The sequence below is a fragment of the Nitrospinaceae bacterium genome, from assembly GCA_018669005.1.
GTDB lineage: Bacteria > UBA8248 > UBA8248 > UBA8248 > UBA8248 > UBA8248.
Genome location: JABJAL010000032.1, coordinates 1 through 17,108 on the forward strand (window position 1 = coordinate 1; position 17,108 = coordinate 17,108).

Here is a 17,108-nt window from a genome sequence, read left to right on the forward strand (position 1 = left end):
GCCCGCAAAATAAGATCCACCGTCTGTTCATAAATATCGCCAGCCATAGCGGCCTCAAGAGCCGAGCGACCTGCCGAGCAAAGACCAAGCTCCGTATCAAGAACAACGCGGGGTGCGGGGTCGAGCATATCTTCCGCCACAAGACAGGAGGGCGCATGCAATTTAAATTCATTTTCATACGACTTTGCATAGGCCCTAACATCAATGCCCACCATCGGAATGCGCCTCGTGCGAAGAACATGGTCCGGCGTCGCAGGGCCCTGCTGTGAAATAAAAGACACATCCTTCCTGCGGGCAAATTCGTGACACCGCTCGCTACCCCTGGCCGAAAGTATGAGGGGAGATCCTGCAGCGTCAGAAATATCTTTTCTGAGCGAGGCCATCCGAATCATCAATGCGCCTCGTGGAACATCGCCCCATTTGGCCTCGATGCTGGACAACTCCCAGGCGCCATTCGCCACCAAATACTTCTCGGCCATGTCCACCAGTTCGATCATTTTTTCATACGATGCTCTCGCGGAATCCCCGAACGAGAAAACACCGTGGTGCATCAGGACAACACCCTCAATTTCCGCGCTGGCTTCCGAATATTTTTGTTGAAAAACCTTGGCGAGGGTGAAACCAGGTTTGGTGTATGGAACGATGATTACCCTGCCCCCATAAATTTCCCTTATTCGCTCCTCTCCATCATCGGTATTCGATATGGCCAAAACTGCATCGGAATGGGTGTGGTCTACATACTGATGCGGAAAAATCGCGTGCAGGAAAGTTTCGATGGAAGGAGCCAGCGCATCTGCCCGCATCACCAAAAGGCTTAATTCATTTTTCAGATCCGCATCAGGCAAATCTGCCAACTCCAGCAATTTCAGCAAGGCATCTCTTCGCACTGGCGTAAAGCCGCTTTCCTCGATAACGGCGAGATTTTGCCCAGTGCCCTTTACATAGAGGACCTCTTGCTCTTCTCCAAAAAGATTTTTCTCTCGGACCTTCACCGAAGTATTTCCGCCGCCGTGAAGAACGAGAGAAGGGTCTTCCCCTAAAAGGCGCGAGGCATAAACGCGCAATGCTAGCCCCCCATCAAAGGTTGCCGACTCGCTTTCATTCCACAGACTAATCATCCAATCCTCACATTAAGATTCGTACGGCGCCTATCAATTTACCGCAGACAAAACCGTAAAGACCAACCAAACGACCCAAAATTCTCATTTCATCAAATGCCTGAATATTGAAATTTTTTCCTTATCACCCTTGTTCTGGTATTATACCTTTTCACCTACATGAAGCGAAGCTAACACTTGCCGTCGCATTCGAGGAGAATTACATGAAACTGGTTTCCCGCAGGATATTGCTAACAGGACTACTCCTATCAATGGCGCTCGCGGCCCTTCCAACCCGCCTCCAGGCCGCCCCAAAATCTCCAAAAAGATCTATCAAGAAAATCTCAGGAGATCTCTATCGTTTTCAGAACAATTTCCATTTTTCAGTTTTTTTTGTAACAGCTGATGGTATCGTCGTAGCCGATCCCATAAATAAAGGTGCTGCCTCCTGGCTTAAAGGAGAACTCAAAAAAAGATTCAACAAGCCGGTTAAATACCTAATTTACAGCCACGATCACCAAGACCACATCTCGGGCGGTGAAGTATTCGCCGACACCGCCACCGTCATCGCACACAAAAATGCCAAAGCCGACATTGTTGGCGAAAAACGACCTACGGCGACTCCCGACATCACCTTCTCGGACAAAATGACTCTCTCCCTCGGGGGAAAACAAATAGAACTCACCTATGTTGGAAAGAGCCATTCCGACAATATGGTCGTCATGCGCTTTCCCGCCGAACGCACGCTTTACGCCTGCGATTTTGTGGCCGTAAAAAGTGTGGGCTTCAAAAAATTGAGCGACGCCTATCTTCCCGAGTGGATCGATGCGATCAAGGTTGTCGAGGGCCTCGATTTTGACACCCTGGCCACCTGCCACGGGAAAATGGGTAAAATGAGCGATGTGAAGGACCAGCGAGGGTTTTACGAAGACCTTTACGGCGCCGTCCTGAAAGCTGCCCAGGCGGGTAAGTCTTTAGAGGAAATGAAAGCCTCCATTAAACTGGAAAAATACAAGAGCTGGGGGCGATACAAAAACTACCTTCCCCTTAACGTCGAGGGCGTCTACAACCAGTTAAAACTCCACCGCCGCCCTACCCGCCATCGCAGGCGGTAGCGGCAAAGACAGGAGATGCCTTTCATCTATTTACAAGGGTAACCAAAGAACCAGGGCTGACATTAGTCAGTTCCTGGTTCTTTTTTCTTCTGGAACGAGAAATCGGACTTAAACTTAAATCCTATTCGCCTACAAATATTTATGGGTCATTATTTTACTCAACATACAAAATGTTACAAATTTCAAAAAATCACATTGCCAAGACTCAGTCGAGCATCGTTGCTGCATTATAGTGGGAACGAAAATACAGTGGCACTTCTCCCCCGGGATGAGGGAGAAGTTCGCTGCAACCTAATGAATTAGGGATAAATTCTGGAGCGGGAAACGGGATTTGAACCCGCGACCCCAACGTTGGCAACGTTGTGCTCTACCACTGAGCTATTCCCGCTTAGCGATGAGAAGAATAACGCACCGCGCGGCTAAGTCAATACCATCAAGGGTTATTTAGCGTCAACAAGCAATGCTTCACGAGGACAGTTTTTCCGCCAGCCAGTCCGCCGCCAGGGGGCGCCAGAGAAACGGAATATTATTGCATACGTGCACGCCTTCAGGATAAACGACAAGCTCGGCCTGGCCTCCCGCCTCTTCGACCATTCGCTGCGCATGCGACACTGGGCAGAGCCTATCTTTTTCCCCGTGTATGAGCAGCAGTGGCCTGTCCAATCCTGCCAGCCTGCCGCGCAGCGTCACCTCTTTGGCCCGTTCGGCGGCTTCATTCTCAGCAAGATTTCCAAATGAGACAGAAAAACCCTGCCGCGTGAGCGCCGGCAGATCTCCCCAGCATTCGGCCAAATCGTAGAATCCTGCCACCCCAACGGTCGCAGCAAGACGGCTATCGGCCGCATGCGAGCGGGGTGCATAGTAGCCTCCGCTACTCACCCCGAGGGCACCTATCCTGGCAGCATTCACACGCGAATCGGCACACAGATAGTCCACCACACTCGAAACAGCCACCTCAAAATCAGGACGCAGAACCATCGCCGATCGCTCGCCCTGCGCCGGACCATCAAAAGCCAGCGTCGCCAGCCCGCGAAGATGAATCTCGGCCTCGAGGGTATAAAATTCCTCCTTTGTTGAATCCAGGCCCGCAATCAAGATAACAACCGGGGCTCCTCTGGGGGCGCCTGCGGCATGGGCCGGGAGCCGAAAAATTGCAGGCAGCGTCGTATCCTCGAACGGAATCTCCACCCGCTCGCCTCGCGGACGCAAATCGGGTAGCGCACGGGTATGGCATTCCACCTTTTTCGTTTAGGCCTTGTTTTTTAATGCCTGATCCTCGTGATACACGAACTGGGCAAAATGATAGGCCAAAGAGGCGCGGACGAAAGCCTCGGCGGCGCTAAACCGTCTTCCCGCACGAGCCATCTCCTCGGCCTGGGCCTCGCGCTGGGCAGCCCGCTCAATCCAAAGTCTGCACCACTCACGCCAGGACGTTACTTGCGGAATGACGTCGGCGGCATCTTGATAAGGTATGCCGTTCGCCAGAAGGCGCACATACCAATGAGACAGCGCCTCCTGCGTCAGCCGATCGGCACCGGTGGATTCATTTGTCATATCAAATCCCTAAACTTAACAAGGTTTTACTGCCTCGATACGCACGGCCACAACGGGACGAAATGGGCGATGGTCTGATATTGAGGCATCCTCAAATCCGGCCTCGGCCAATAGCCTCAACCACTCCTCCTCCTCAAGCACACCACCCAGCGAGGCGTTCCACGCCTGAGGATCCTTGGCAATCTCCACGGGCAACTCTCCCACGCGCACCAACTCTCTTGCGATGAGCTTGGCCCCGGGCCGAAGAATACGTCTAATCTCCTCAAGCGCCGCCCCCTTGTCCACAAGAAGGTTGAGCGAGGCGTTGGCCAAAACCAGATCGGCGGAATTATCGGCGAAGGGCAAGCACTCGATATCCCCAGCTGCCGGGCGAACAGGCAGCCCACCAGCAGCCTCCCTCACCCTTTGAAGCATGGGCAAGGCCATATCGAAGGCCAGAACCCACCCGCCCTTATCAATTCTTTCCGCCAACAAACGCGAATCGAGACCCGCACCACAACCCAGGTCCACAGCAAGACGAACACCCGAGATGTCCACCCCGTCAAGGGCATAACCGCAACCGCAATAGGCCCCGGACACACGAGCGGGAAGATCGTCCAACCACTCAGCCGGATAACCCGCCTCACTCGCCCTGCCGTCGCCGCCCTTTGGGAACGCATCATCAGCGGCCAAATGGGCGTAGCGATCCCTCACATAGGATTTCACCTGCGTCTTCCAGTCGATGGGAGGCTTCCCATTTACGAGTACCGTCATAGCAAATCAGGAGGAACTCTTGAAATTACTAGGCCCACTCATGGGCCCGGACAAAAAAAGGCCGCCGCGTCCAAAGAACGTGGCGGCCAGAAATAACTATTTCTCAGATTTTCCGATAGCCCCGCCCACTCTCTTGAGCGCATCGGCAGCAATGCCTGTGTCGATGAGGTCCGAGTAGCTGGGGGTGCCCTTCTTGTATTTGCCGCGTTTTTTGTTGAACGCGTTTGTCCAATCAACGGTTGCCTTCGGCATGCCGTTGTTAACCGCCCAGATACGGGCCTTAACGAACGTATCGTAGGTCTGGCTCAGGAGGCCACCATGCTTTTTATAAACTTTCTTCATCCATTTGTCCGCCGTCTCAAGGAAGCCGGCCTTATCTTTATAAATGGAGCGGTTCGCCTGCATCATCGCCACCGAGAAGCGAACATAAGCGTCTCGTTTGGCTTTCAAGTTGTCCTGATGAGCCATGAATGCGCCATAGAAATACTTGGGGCGGTAGGTCCAAAGACTCGCCACTGCCTTGACGCCGGGGCGGAGCTTTTTAGCCAGAAGTACCTGCTCGACATGGATGAGCACGGCGTCAGCCTTTTTCTTCGTCAAGAAAGGCACGCGGGCCGGGGGCGGTGTCTTGATATACTTCACATCCTTGTCGCCTAGTCCGTTAGGCCCGAGAACGGCCAAGGCACCCGTGTGGCTGTAGCCGCCGCGCCCCTCGATGCCAATCGTTTTGCCGCGAAGGTCTTTAACGGTGTTAATGCCGGGGGCAACACCCAACTGCGCTTCAAACAAAAATGCCATCGAATGGAAGAATTTATGCCCGCTGCCTTTGGCTATGCCCGTCATCCCAATCGGTGCAGGAACCCAGGCGGCGTCCAGAGCACTCTTGCCACTGACTGCCGCCCGGTAGGTGGCAACACCGCCACGGAAGAATTTAACCTTCACGTTAAGGCCATTGAGCTTAAAAATCCCCTTGTCGATCGCATAGTAGACCGGCAGGTGAACCATGGGGGGCGGCTTGACGGGCATACCCAACACAATTGTTTCGACAGCACTGGCCGGAGCCGCTCCAAAGCCAAGCAGTATGGCCAAGACGGCGACAGCAGACAGCAGGTTTTTAAATTTTCTCATCTCAAACGTCTCCTCTTGTTGTGGAACCGCAAATGATTCCATCCTTCAAAGTTAATACAGCTGACAACTTATGCATCTCTCCTCGTTCGCCACGAGGAGAATCTATTTTCGGCAATATTCACAAATTTCGTTAGCACGATGCCAGTGATCATCAACAACACCACCGGCGCGAGCCCCTTGTCGAGTTCAAGCTCTCCAACATAATCCTGACTCAGCGCACCTAGTCCCGAAATACTCATCAAAAATTCTGCGACCACCATCCCCACCAGACCGCGGCCAAAAGCCAGACCGAGGCCCGCCACCAAGTAGGGCACCATTGAGGGAAAAATCAGATCGCGCCAGCGCTGCGCCTCATTAGAGCAAAAAGATTTCGTCACCTCCATCAAAAACGGATCAACGTTCTTGACGCCATGAAAGCAGTTCACAATAACGGGCATGATAGCGAAGAAGATGACAATGGTGGTTTTTCCCGCGAAATCCACACCGAGAACCATCGCGATCGGAAAAGCCAACGCCACAACTGGCGTTGCATATAGCGCATAGACATATGTATCGAACAGGTACTCACAATACTTAAATCGACCCATCAAGATGCCAATCACGATCCCGGCCGGGATGGCGGTGCCAAGACCAGCTACGAGAATGATAATGCTCTCCTTGGCTGCGGCCAACATTTGGCCATTCAAGATCAGCTCAAAAAAAGCGTATGTAATAGCACTGGGATAACTGAATACGGCGGGTGAAATCTGGCCTGCCTGTCCCATCGCCTCCCAGCCACCTACGACAAGAAGAACCGAAAACACGCGGAGAAATATGGCGGGGTCGATAATCCACCGAATAAGAAAATTCTGCTCTTTTTCTGCCTCGGGAGAAGCGACAGCTGTAGTAGTTTCTGTTGTCATTTCGTGCTCCCCTCTGCCACTACATCACCAGAAGGAATCGGACCGGGTTCCCTCTCCGGGTTCCGAAGAAGCTCCCAGATATAATGCCGCAACTCCTGAAAGCGGTTGCTCCCGCGAATTTCCTCAAGATCGCGACCGCGCCCGAAGCCTGTGTCCATCTCAAAGCGTATTTCGCCGGGCCGGGGCGTCATCACCAACACCCGGTCGCCGAGCAAAAGCGCCTCGTCAATACTGTGGGTGATGAAAATCATTGCCTTGGGCTCGGCCTCGTTAATCTTGAGAAGCTCTTCCTGGAGTTGCTCCCTCGTCAGAGCGTCGAGCGCGCCAAAGGGCTCATCAAGCAAAAGAACGTCGGCTTGTGTGGCCAGCGCCCGGGCAAGGCCTGCTCGCTGCTGCATACCACCCGAAAGCTCGGAGGGATAGTTATTCTCGAAGCCCTCAAGGCCGACGAGTCCGGTGTAGTGCTCCACCAGCTTATCGATTTCCTCTTTTGGACGACCCTGCAAGCTCAATCCGTAGCCAATGTTTTGACTCAATCGCTTCCAGGGGAAGAGACCGAAATGTTGGAAAACCATCGCCATTTCTGGTCGAGGTCCTTGAACCATCTCGCCCTTGTAGAGAACATCGCCTGAATCGTGCGCAATGAGGCCGTTCAGTATTCTCAAGAGCGTCGTCTTGCCGCAACCACTCGGCCCGAGAATTGTGACTATTTCCTCCTCGTGTACTTCGATATCGATAGAGTCGAGCACATGAAGTTCGCCATAATATTTATGGACGCCCCTAAGATGGAGCCAGACATCTTTTCCGTTTACTGATTCAGCCATGAATCCATGATTCCTTTTGATATGAGCCGGGGCAAAGTCGCTAACACCGGGACATCGCATTAGAAAGCGGAGCAAAAACAACACTCCAAGTAATTGAAATTAAAATACAACCGCACCAATAAATTGTGGCCATTTTCTAATTGTACTTTATTTTAACCTACATCAAAATACGGTTTTTTCGCTAATCTTGCTAAAATAATAAATGTCCCACAGATGATTTAAAATCGTTGGAGATCGCGGCCGAGAACTATCTTCCCGTTAAAATGGCGGGACACCTCCTCTACCACCAATTCCTCGGGCGCCCTGGGCGGCGTCAGGTGAGATAAAATCACCATCCCCACCTCGGCGTCCGTCGCCACCTGCCCTATTTCATCAGTCTTGGCATGGTGACCCGCTATAATTTTGGCCATTTCGGGGGTCTGCCCTATCAACTCAACGATCATATCGGGGAGACACGGGTGCATGACAAGCACATCGGCTCCCTTGGCGAGAGGCACCAGTTTTTCTGTTGGCCCCCCATCGCTCGCAATAACGATAACGCGCCCATCCGCCTCAAAGCGGTAGGAGAGTATGTCGTCTACGTTGCCATGATGGGTGCCTTTATCAACCTTAATCTGGATGTCATCTAGCTCAAACTCATCACCGGGGGCGAGCGTCGTCACCTCGATACCCAACCCCTCCCTCGGCTTGCCCTCTTTGGCGCGAATTTCGATGTCATACTCGTAGTAGTGGAGCATACGCTTGACGTGCTCCTCGACGGGGCCGGGGCCCCAAACCTTGAGAGACCTCTGTGCGCCAAAGAGCCAGCGGGTGATGTAGAAATCCGCGAAACCCGTAAAATGGTCCGAGTGAAAATGCGTGAAGAGGAGGTGATCAACTTCTTGAACCGGGTAGCCTGCGGCCGATATCTGGCGGCATACGTTTCGCCCCGCATCGAGAAGATAAAGACGATCATTCACCACAATGCCGTCAGCGTGACCGCTGGTGGAAGGATCGGGGGGGGGCGAGCCGGTCCCCAGAAGGATTAGTTCCATAATAGAGCCTCTAAAGGTGGTGACGGCGCAAACCTAGCCCACCCCCGCTGAAAAAAAATGCAATCTACTGGGTGGCTTCTAGCAATCTACAGACCTGCTCTTTCAAGAAAACGAGCAAACCCGGGGAGAGCTTTCACACCACACTGCCAACATCAAACCCCGGCGAAACGCGGGCACGCCCGGTTATCTTTCCGAGGGCAACACCTCACCCACTTTACCGATCGTTGCCTTGACGACATCCTTGGCGATGAAGGAGTCCGCCGGGGGAATCGCCGATTTTATTTTCTTTAAATTTTTCAGAAATTTGGCGGTCCACTCAATTGATTTTTTCGGCATACCGCTGTTCACTGCCCAGATGCGCTCTTTTACGAAATAGTCATAGGTTTTGCCAACTACCTCGAAATTCTTCTTATAGACGGGGCGCAACCATTTTTTCGCGGATTCCAAGAATCCCTTTTTGTCTTTGTATATCGAGCGATTTGCCTGCATCATCGCAACCGCAAAGCGGACATAGGCGTCCTTGTTTTTATTTATTTGAGAGGAGCGAGCCATAAAGGCGTTATAGAATTGATGAGGTCGTAGCTTCCAGAGGCTGCCAAGGGCCGTGATGCCCGGTCGTTTTTTCTGGGCCAGCAGAACCTGCTCAACGTGGATGACGACGGCGTCAACCTTCTTATTAAGAAGGAAGGGGACGCGGGCCGGCGGCGGCGTTTTCATGTACTTCACTTCTTTATCGTTAACGCCCGCAGGCTCCAAAATCGAGCGGATGGCAAGATGGCTAAATCCTCCCCGTCCCTCGATACCAAAAGTCTTGCCTCTTAGCTTTTGCACATTATCGATGCCGGGAGCGGCGGCGATTTGCGCTTCCAACTTGTAGCCCATTGAATGAAAAAACTTCAGACCGCTACCCTTCGTAATACCCACCATCGCAAGAGCTGCAGGGGCAACAGCAGCATCTAACTTAGAGTTCGCGCTCGTGATCGCACGGTGGGTGGCATTGCCTCCGCGAAAGAATTGCACATCAACGTCGAGGCCATTTTTCTTGAAAAATCCCTTGTCGAGTGCATAGAAAACAGGAAGGTGAACCATGATAGGAGGACGGACAGGCATCCCCAAAACAAATTTATCCGCCGCCCCGGCCTGGCTCAGCCCCTGGACATCGACCAACCCCACGAACACAAATATCGTCAGCAAAATACGCGAAATTCTCATCAGAAAGACTCCCTCGTTGAACAATAAAAATCGGTGCCTAGACCGCAATTTTTAACGTGCTCCGGAGATTAGATTATTCTCGCTCTATTTACAATATAGGTACCTAATTGTAGTATACATACAGTTTGGTTCGTTAAAGTACTTTCGAGAAACGGGTAATACTTAAATCCATTTAATTTCAAGGAGTTAATTCCAATGCCTATCCATGATCCCGAGGTGTTTTGTGTTGATTGCCCAGGTCGAAAAATTCTAGCGCGCCTCATGAGCAAGTGGACGGGCCTTGTCGTTCGTTGTCTTGCAAAGCGCACCATGCGCTACTCGGAAATCAGAAGGACCATCGGGGGTATTTCGCAGAAAATGTTGACGCAGACACTTCGCGAGCTTGAGGCCGACGGGCTAATCGACAGAATGGTGCACCCTGTCGTTCCCCCCAAGGTGGAATATTCGCTGACCGATCTGGGGCGCACCCTTGTTGAGCCGCTAACCGCACTGGGGCATTGGGCCGAATCGCACTCAGAGGATATAGAAATAGCAAACCGGCGCTATGCGGAAAAAGAGAAAATTTCGGCCTAAGCTGGTCGTGCCCCTATCTACTCGTCTCCAACCACGGCGATGGCCTGAATCTCCACCATCATCTCGGGCTTTGCAAAACCCGCCACGGTTATTAATGCGCTACCTGGAAACCCGTCTGAAAAATACTCTTTTCTAAGCTCGACAAATTCATTGCCGTGCCGCACATCCAGGATGAACACCGTCATGGTGACGATGTCGGCAAGCTTCCCGCCGGTGCGCCCTAGTGTTTCCTCAATTTGGGCAAATGAGGCGCGCACTTGGGCCTCAAAATCTCCGGCCAGCAAATTTCCGTCTTTGTCGCGCCACATACCGACGCCAGCCAGCCAAACCGTCCGCCCTCCCCGCGTCGCCACCGCCTGAGAGAAAGAGCGATCCTCATGCCAAGTTCCCTTGAAATATTCACGGGCCATTTCTATCTCCCTCCATTTTGCCTCAAATTATCGATGACTTCCTTGCCGGGTAGCTTCATCGCCACGAAAATACCCGAGAAGGTCACAAGACCGAAAAAATAAAAACTCACATCCATATCATAGCTCTCCGCCAACCATCCTCCCACGAGCGGGGCGATGAAGCTCAAGCCATGAAGCGTATAAATTACCCCGATCGAGGAGGCAAGCACCTCGGGCTCGCACAAATCGGCCGTCGCCGTAAGAATGATAGGACTAACAAAACTAAACATGCCCGCCATCATGGAAATCAAAATCAGCGCCATCTCCCACCTCGCAAACGGCACGGCAATAGAGAGTGCCCCCGCCGCGACTAGCGGAAAAATCAGCGCCGCACGCGGCCCCCATCTGGAATACAGATAGCCCATGAAGGGCTTGGACACCGCCCCCGCCGCGAAATAGAGCGAGACGGCCAGTCCTATCTGCGCCGTGTCCATTCCTAATTTTTGTGAGGCTATCAGAGGAAGGAATCCTATCATCCCCTTCGTGCCGATCCCTCTTAAGGTGTAGACCAGCGCAAGGAGAATGACGTTGCGGTTCTTTAATACGCGGACCAACATGGCGCGTATTCCCTGCCCCGCTTGAGGAGCAGCCTCGCCCACGGATTTTCCGTGAAACCGAAGTCCAACTATCGGAAGCAGGGCCAGCGCAGGGGCAGCGCATGCAATAACGGCCACCCGCCAGCTGGCCACGGCGGCAACCGCCGCCTGAATCAGCGGCATCAGGCTCGTCCCAATGTTTCCCCCCATCCCGTGCCAGGAGATGGCGAACGAGCGATGCGCGGCAAATCGCTCAGCGGTGAGCGCGGTCCCGCAAGGGTGGTAGGTAGAATTGCCCACCCCCGCCAGAAATGAGAGCGCCAACAAGGCAGTGAAGCTCTGGGTCCAACCCATCAAGATGAACGAAACGGCAGCCACGCCCAACCCCGCGATGACGATGGCTTTTTTTCGGCCTGTATAGTCGGCCAGCATCGAGAGTGGGTAGAGGAAAATGAACGTGGCAAGGCTAAATGAGCTAAGAAGGGTTCCCGCCTCAAGGGGGCTCAAGCCCAGGTCTGCCACGATGAGCGCCAGCACCGGGACGAGCATGTTGCCGAAGCCGTCGCTAAACCCGTGCGCGGCTCCGAGAACCGTCAAATCGAAATAATCGCGCGCCCCCCATGGAGCCTGCTGCGTATTTTTGCTCTGACTATCACCGCTCACTTCAGATCACGCCAGGCGGGAATCGCGTCAATGCCCTCGGCCTCGATGATGGCGCGGCAGATCGCTCGGCTCAGGGCTGTCTGCGCCGCCGCGCCCACGGCATCAAGAGATTCTTTTTTCTCTCCGCTTGAGACCGCAAACACCACATCACCATCCACCGTCGAATAGGATGGCCGCACGGTTTGAATCAGACCGTTCGCAGCCATCTGGGAGAGCTTCTGGGTCTCGGCCTTGGTGAGCGCGACATCGGTTGTAACGACTCCCAGCGTGGTGTTCTCCCCGGAGCCGGTCCAACCCTCAAAGGGGCGGCCATTGGTGTAAAGGTAATGTGTCGTATCTATAATCCCCACCTCGGGCGCCTCGGCCCGAGGCCCGGCAAGGGGCGCCCCGGTTGCCGGATCATACACGCCCCCCCAGGCGTTCACCGCCGCCACTGCGCCAACTGTGCCGCCACCGGGCAGACGAATGCTAGCCGTGCCTATCCCGCCCTTCATCGCCCGACCTCGGCCCAGGAGTTTTCCAACTGTCGCACCGAGGCCCGCCCCGACGTTTCCCTGGGGGCCTTCGCGCTCCGTTGCCGCCTCACACGCAGCAAGCCCCATTGCCGCGTCAGGCCGAAAATCCCCGTCTCCAGTGTTGAGGTCAAACAGAACGGCAGCGGCCACGGTGGGCACGGTGTGGCGGCCCACAGAAAAGCCCCTACCTTTTGACTCCAGATAGCGCATCACCCCGTCCGCCGAGGCAAGGCCGTAGGCACTTCCGCCCGTCAGGACAATAGCGTCCACGTTGCCAACCAGATGCTCGGGCCTCAGGGCATCCAGTCCCCGCGTTGCGGTGGCCGTTCCCCGAAGCTCGCAGGCACCCACAGCTCCGGGCGGGCAAATGAGTACGCTGAGGCCGGTCAGGGCTTCTTTTTTTTCGCAGTGCCCCAGCATGAAACCAGGGACATCAGTGATGCAGCCCGAAAGATTGGGCGGGGCGTCCCTCAAGGGCGAGGACGACATTAAATTTGCGGCAGGCCTGGAGCCGCCTGACGAGGCAATTCGCCGTTTTCAAGAATATGATTGATCACGAAACGGTAATTCTCCCTTTCAACGGCGCCCACAAGCATGGCCTCATCGTTCACCACGACAGAGGGAATCCCCGTAACACCTTTGTTGATCGCCTCGGTGTACTCCTTGATCGCCTGATCTTTATGCAGTTCGCTCGCCACCTCATCCCGGAACAGGGCCACATCGAGGCCGCTTTTCTCAGCCACATCACACTGAACCTCAAGCTGCGAGATATCGCGGCTCTCCGTGAACATGGCGGTCAAAAGATTCATATGAAACGCGTCCCACGCCTCGGGCCCCTGCGCTCGGGCTGCGAGTCCGGCCTGGGCCGAGGGCATCGAGCATATCGGATAGTCGCCACCACCCTCCCACATCCGATAGTCTCCCGATTCAGGCTGGGCGTTGCAGCGCTCCCATCCCGTGCGTCGGTATTCATTGAAAACCGCCGTAGGATCGGGCTCGGGTCGCAACATAAACACGCGAGGCTCAAGTATCACCTTGTCTCCGTACTCTTCTTTAATCATCTTCAGGCGCACGGCCGAGTTAAAACACCAGGGTCACAAAAAATCGCTATACACGGTCAACTTCACTGCCTCTTGTGTCATGTTTATCTCCTTGTCATCGCTCAAATTCGAATTTCACCTTGACTGGCGTTCCCCGGCCCACACCGAGGTCATCCGCCGCCCTCCCCTCGGGGAGGAAAATTTCCAGACGCGACCAGCTGTTGAAATGCGCGCCGCATTGTCCTTTGTCCATCGCTTGATAAAACTCGCTCAGGCCACGAATCGTGATCCCGGCGATTTCAATAACAGGGGTAATTGTCCCCTCATCCTCACCAACAAGACTCTCCCCATCCCAGAACACCCCGGTGTCGATGTTGGTGATCAGGTTGCCAAAATGATCGACAGAAACAATCTCACCCTCGATATTGCCGCCGGGCCGCACATGGCTACGGGGTATTTCAAGTTTTACCGGATTCACGATGACAGGGCCAAAATCCTCAGGATCTTCACCCGAGGAAAGATAACCCGCCACCGGAGCGAAAATGTCGCGACCGTGGAAGGTGGAGCTGACTTTTTCAAGAAAGAAATCAACCGCCCGAAGATCCCTCACCCATAAAAAAGCCGGGTCATCGTAAACGTGGGAAAATATTCCGTTATCCGGGCCCACGAAGAGATAATTCTCTGTGGCGGCGAGGATTCCGCGGCGCTCGCCTCCCACGCCAGGGTCCACCACAGCTACATGAATAGTACCCTTGGGGAAATAATGATACGCCGCCGCCAAAATTTCGGCACCCGAGGCAATATCGTACATCGAAATCGAGTGGGTGATATCCACGACATGAACTTCGGGATTCACACCTAGAATTACGCCCTTCATGACGGCAACAGAATGGTCGTCGGTACCAAAATCAGAGAGTAGTGTGATGACGCGGCGAGACGATTCCTGCTCATCGAGCTCGGGCGCCCCCTCGCCAAACGGATCCGGTCGCGATTGCTCGTCACTCATAACGGCTCCACCCCCACAAGCGTTGCCTCCCGCCCGGCCACAAGGGCACCGCCTACTTTGCCTTGGCACGCCTCAAGACGCATGGGAACCAACTCGCCAATCCATTCATCAGGCCCCTCGGCCATGACGCGCACATAGTTATCCGTCAGGCCCGTGAGTCGGCCATCCTCGCGCCGCCCCTCGAAAAGAACCTCGGCCTCGGCGCCAGCCTGGGAGGCAACGAACGCCGACCACTTGCGCTGTCCAAGCTCCCTGAGAGCACGTGTGCGCTTGCGGGCTTCATCTCCTTTGAGGCGGCCCGGCATCGACGCCGCAAGAGTGCCCTCTCGCTCTGAGTAGGAAAATACATGCAGATATGAGATGGGCGACTCGCGCACCCATTCCATCGTTCGCCCAAAGGCCTCGGCGCTCTCGCCAGGAAAGCCCACGATGAAATCGGCGCCAAGACACACCCCCGGCATCGCATGCACAAGCTCGCTAAAACGACTCGCGCACCGATCAGCCGTGTAGTTGCGCCCCATGGCACGAAGGATTTCATCGTCCCCGCTCTGAACCGGCACATGGAAATGGCGGCAGACATAGGCGCCCTCAGATTTCGTCCCATACGCGGCCCGGGCGCTTTGGCGAATGAGTTCACGTGTCACCTCCCCTGGCTCGACCGATGAGAGGCGCAGGCGCCGTATCTCATCCACTTCAAGAAGATGACACAAGAGTCTGCTTAATGTGTTTCGCGGCTTAAGGTCCCGTCCATAAGCTCCTAGATGAATGCCCGTCATCACAATCTCCAGGTGGCCGCTTTGAGCAAGCCGCCTGGCATGCGACACACACTCGTCGGCATCTAGAGAGCGACTAGGGCCCCTCGCCAGGGTCGTCGCGCAGAAGGTACACGCAAAATTACAACCATCCTGCACCTTGAGAAAGGCGCGCGTGCGACCCTCGAAATGATCTAGGGGAAAAACATCCATCCTCTCGCGCCTGTCGATTGCTGCGACACGCACCTGGGGGAGGCTCGCCTCGGAGAGACCCGCCTCTGAGGCGCCCTTGCCGCTGATGGGCGATACATCCCCACCAGCAGGAAGGCAGCTCAAATATTCAGGAAGGCGCATCTTCTCGGCATTGCCAAGGAGCAGATCCGCCTCGGGGATGCTCATTCCTGCTGTGTTCGCCTGCGCAGAGCAGCCTGCAATTACCACTTGGGCCCCGTCCGGCGCCCTGCGCCTCGCCTGTCGGGCCAGTCGCCGCCCCTCGCGGTCGGCCTCCGAAGTCACCGTGCAAGTATTGATGACATAGACATCAGCCTCCGATTCAAAGGGGACAAGGTCCATACCCCCTTGGCCGCACAAATGCCGCATCGCCTCGCCCTCGGCCTGATTCAATTTGCAGCCCAGGCTGTATACGGCAACCCGCTGGCGTTCTGATTTCAATTGACTCTTTTTTTCGTGCAATGAAACCCCCGAAAGAGCGCTCCCGAGCGCCCATTAACCATAGTGATTAGGAGGGATTTTATGCCCTCGCCCCACAGCCCGCAAGGGTCCAATCACTTGACGCCCCTCTAGATGAACTGATAGGTTGCGGACACTATTTCGAGGGGGGCATGGCCCATCCACCAAGTTTTCCAGCGTTGATTTGCATAGGCTTTCAGTCTTGATATAAGGCTGTGGTCTTTTTATTACACACAGGCGGTTTAACTTTTTTTATATTCGTTTGCGTGTCCGCCTCAGGTGGGCACAAACATTCGAAAGGCAGGGGTGAGCATTGCGAGGATTCGACTTTGTAGCTCCAAACACTGTCCAGGAGGCCATCAAGGCAACCAAGGGCAAGAAGTATAAGTTCATTGCAGGCGGAACCAATTTCATGCCCGATTTGCGCCATGATCACACCGGCGAGACCAAGCTGGTGATCGATCTCATGCGCATCAAGTCACTCAAGGGGATATCCTCGGCGAAGGGAGTGATTAAGCTCGGTGCCCTAACGACGGTCACTGATCTGATCAACAGCAAGATCATTGCCAAAGAGGTACCCGTTTTGGCTGCCATGGCGGCGAAATTTGCCGGCCCCATCATCCGCAACAGGGCCACGGTCAGCGGCAATTTAATCGACGGCGGCCCGGCGGCGGACATGGTTCCACCTCTTTTGGCTCTAAAAGCAAGTGTCAAATTAACGGGCCCCAAAGGCAGCCGCACCGTCGCTCTCGAAAAATTCCTCATCGGCTACCGCAAAACAGCCATCAAGCCTGGCGAGATTATTACCGAGGTCACCTTCCCCGCTCCGGGCAAAGGCCACCTCCACGGCTACTACAAACTAGCCCGACGCAACGCCATGGCAATCACCGTCGTTGGCGCGGCCGTCGTCCTCAAGATGAAGGGCAAAATATGCCAGGAAGCAGGCATTTCCCTGGGTTCGGTTTCGGCCACGCCCATTCGGTGCCTTGGGGCCGAAAAACTGCTCAAGGGCAAAGAAATCACGCTTGCCCTCGCTCAGGAGGCGGCTGATGCCTGCGCCGCCATTGCCTCGCCCATTGACGACATTCGAGCTTCAGCTGAATACAGAAAACTGATGTGCGAAGTGCTTCCGCGGCGCCTGATATGCCAGGCCGCCGGGATTTCCATCGACCCCAGCTAAAACTTATTTCGTTTTTACTTACTCTTAGGAAAAGAGGCCGATAATGGCAGCAGCAAAAAAAGCAAAGAAAAAAGCCGTTAAGAAA

At 54.5% G+C, this 17,108-nt stretch carries 18 protein-coding genes and 1 tRNA gene; 3 read left to right on the top strand and 16 right to left on the bottom strand.

Annotation, left to right across the window (positions count from 1 at the left end):
- Positions 1 to 1,118, bottom strand: a 1,118-nt coding sequence (locus HOJ95_04435) for a bifunctional aldolase/short-chain dehydrogenase (protein MBT6393930.1), incomplete at its 3' end; no start/stop codon positions are given.
- 203 nt (positions 1,119 to 1,321) lie between these two features.
- Between HOJ95_04435 and HOJ95_04440 the strand changes: the two genes are divergently transcribed.
- Positions 1,322 to 2,212, top strand: coding sequence for an MBL fold metallo-hydrolase (locus HOJ95_04440; protein MBT6393931.1), 891 nt, complete (start codon positions 1,322 to 1,324; stop codon positions 2,210 to 2,212).
- 313 nt (positions 2,213 to 2,525) lie between these two features.
- Here the strand turns inward: HOJ95_04440 and HOJ95_04445 are convergent.
- From HOJ95_04445 to HOJ95_04485, 9 genes are all read right to left on the bottom strand, one after another.
- A tRNA-Gly gene (locus tag HOJ95_04445) sits at positions 2,526 to 2,600 on the bottom strand.
- Positions 2,601 to 2,677: 77 nt separating this feature from the next.
- The gene (locus HOJ95_04450) at positions 2,678 to 3,451 is read right to left on the bottom strand and encodes a prolyl oligopeptidase family serine peptidase (protein MBT6393932.1); all 774 of its coding nucleotides are present in this window, start codon (positions 3,449 to 3,451) and stop codon (positions 2,678 to 2,680) included.
- A gap of 9 nt (positions 3,452 to 3,460) precedes the next feature.
- Complete coding sequence (locus tag HOJ95_04455; protein ID MBT6393933.1) at positions 3,461 to 3,766, bottom strand: hypothetical protein; 306 nt, start codon at positions 3,764 to 3,766, stop codon at positions 3,461 to 3,463.
- 15 nt (positions 3,767 to 3,781) lie between these two features.
- Complete coding sequence (locus HOJ95_04460) at positions 3,782 to 4,471, bottom strand: methyltransferase domain-containing protein (GenBank protein ID MBT6393934.1); 690 nt, start codon at positions 4,469 to 4,471, stop codon at positions 3,782 to 3,784.
- Between the two features lie 144 nt (positions 4,472 to 4,615).
- Positions 4,616 to 5,647, bottom strand: a complete 1,032-nt coding sequence (locus tag HOJ95_04465) for an ABC transporter substrate-binding protein (GenBank protein MBT6393935.1) — start codon at positions 5,645 to 5,647, stop codon at positions 4,616 to 4,618.
- A 68-nt stretch (positions 5,648 to 5,715) separates the two neighbouring features.
- Entirely contained in the window at positions 5,716 to 6,549 is an 834-nt protein-coding gene (locus HOJ95_04470) for an ABC transporter permease subunit (protein ID MBT6393936.1), read from the bottom strand.
- A complete protein-coding gene (locus HOJ95_04475) occupies positions 6,546 to 7,373 on the bottom strand; it encodes an ABC transporter ATP-binding protein (GenBank protein ID MBT6393937.1) in 828 nt (275 codons plus the stop codon). Before HOJ95_04475 ends, HOJ95_04470 begins: the two co-directional genes overlap by 4 nt.
- 218 nt (positions 7,374 to 7,591) lie before the next feature.
- Positions 7,592 to 8,407 carry an MBL fold metallo-hydrolase gene (locus HOJ95_04480; protein ID MBT6393938.1) on the bottom strand — a complete coding sequence of 272 codons (816 nt, stop codon included), beginning with the start codon at positions 8,405 to 8,407 and terminating at the stop codon, positions 7,592 to 7,594.
- A gap of 183 nt (positions 8,408 to 8,590) precedes the next feature.
- Positions 8,591 to 9,619 (bottom strand): ABC transporter substrate-binding protein, encoded by a 1,029-nt coding sequence (locus tag HOJ95_04485; protein MBT6393939.1) that lies wholly within the window; start codon positions 9,617 to 9,619, stop codon positions 8,591 to 8,593.
- 195 nt (positions 9,620 to 9,814) lie between these two features.
- On the opposite strand from HOJ95_04485, the gene HOJ95_04490 reads away from it, so the two are divergent.
- Positions 9,815 to 10,192: a helix-turn-helix transcriptional regulator gene (locus HOJ95_04490; protein ID MBT6393940.1), complete on the top strand. Its 378-nt coding sequence runs from the start codon at positions 9,815 to 9,817 to the stop codon at positions 10,190 to 10,192.
- 17 nt (positions 10,193 to 10,209) lie between these two features.
- Here HOJ95_04490 and HOJ95_04495 read toward each other — a convergent pair whose 3' ends face one another.
- The 6 genes from HOJ95_04495 to mtaB all read right to left on the bottom strand — a co-directional run bounded on the left by HOJ95_04495 (position 10,210) and on the right by mtaB (position 15,846).
- The gene (locus tag HOJ95_04495) at positions 10,210 to 10,602 is read right to left on the bottom strand and encodes a RidA family protein (GenBank protein ID MBT6393941.1); all 393 of its coding nucleotides are present in this window, start codon (positions 10,600 to 10,602) and stop codon (positions 10,210 to 10,212) included.
- Between the two features lie 2 nt (positions 10,603 to 10,604).
- Positions 10,605 to 11,840, bottom strand: coding sequence for an MFS transporter (locus HOJ95_04500; GenBank protein MBT6393942.1), 1,236 nt, complete (start codon positions 11,838 to 11,840; stop codon positions 10,605 to 10,607).
- Positions 11,837 to 12,844 (bottom strand): P1 family peptidase, encoded by a 1,008-nt coding sequence (locus HOJ95_04505; GenBank protein ID MBT6393943.1) that lies wholly within the window; start codon positions 12,842 to 12,844, stop codon positions 11,837 to 11,839. Before HOJ95_04505 ends, HOJ95_04500 begins: the two co-directional genes overlap by 4 nt.
- Positions 12,844 to 13,416, bottom strand: coding sequence for a hypothetical protein (locus HOJ95_04510; GenBank protein MBT6393944.1), 573 nt, complete (start codon positions 13,414 to 13,416; stop codon positions 12,844 to 12,846). Before HOJ95_04510 ends, HOJ95_04505 begins: the two co-directional genes overlap by 1 nt.
- Positions 13,417 to 13,510: 94 nt before the next feature.
- A complete protein-coding gene (locus HOJ95_04515) occupies positions 13,511 to 14,401 on the bottom strand; it encodes an SAM-dependent chlorinase/fluorinase (protein MBT6393945.1) in 891 nt (296 codons plus the stop codon).
- Positions 14,398 to 15,846, bottom strand: a complete 1,449-nt coding sequence (mtaB, locus tag HOJ95_04520) for a tRNA (N(6)-L-threonylcarbamoyladenosine(37)-C(2))-methylthiotransferase MtaB (protein ID MBT6393946.1) — start codon at positions 15,844 to 15,846, stop codon at positions 14,398 to 14,400. The genes HOJ95_04515 and mtaB overlap by 4 nt, the downstream gene beginning before the upstream one ends.
- Before the next feature lie 310 nt (positions 15,847 to 16,156).
- Here mtaB and HOJ95_04525 point away from each other — a divergent pair, with 310 nt between their 5' ends.
- On the top strand, positions 16,157 to 17,023 hold the full coding sequence (locus HOJ95_04525; GenBank protein ID MBT6393947.1) for a xanthine dehydrogenase family protein subunit M: 867 nt from the start codon (positions 16,157 to 16,159) through the stop codon (positions 17,021 to 17,023).
- Positions 17,024 to 17,108: the final 85 nt, after the last annotated feature.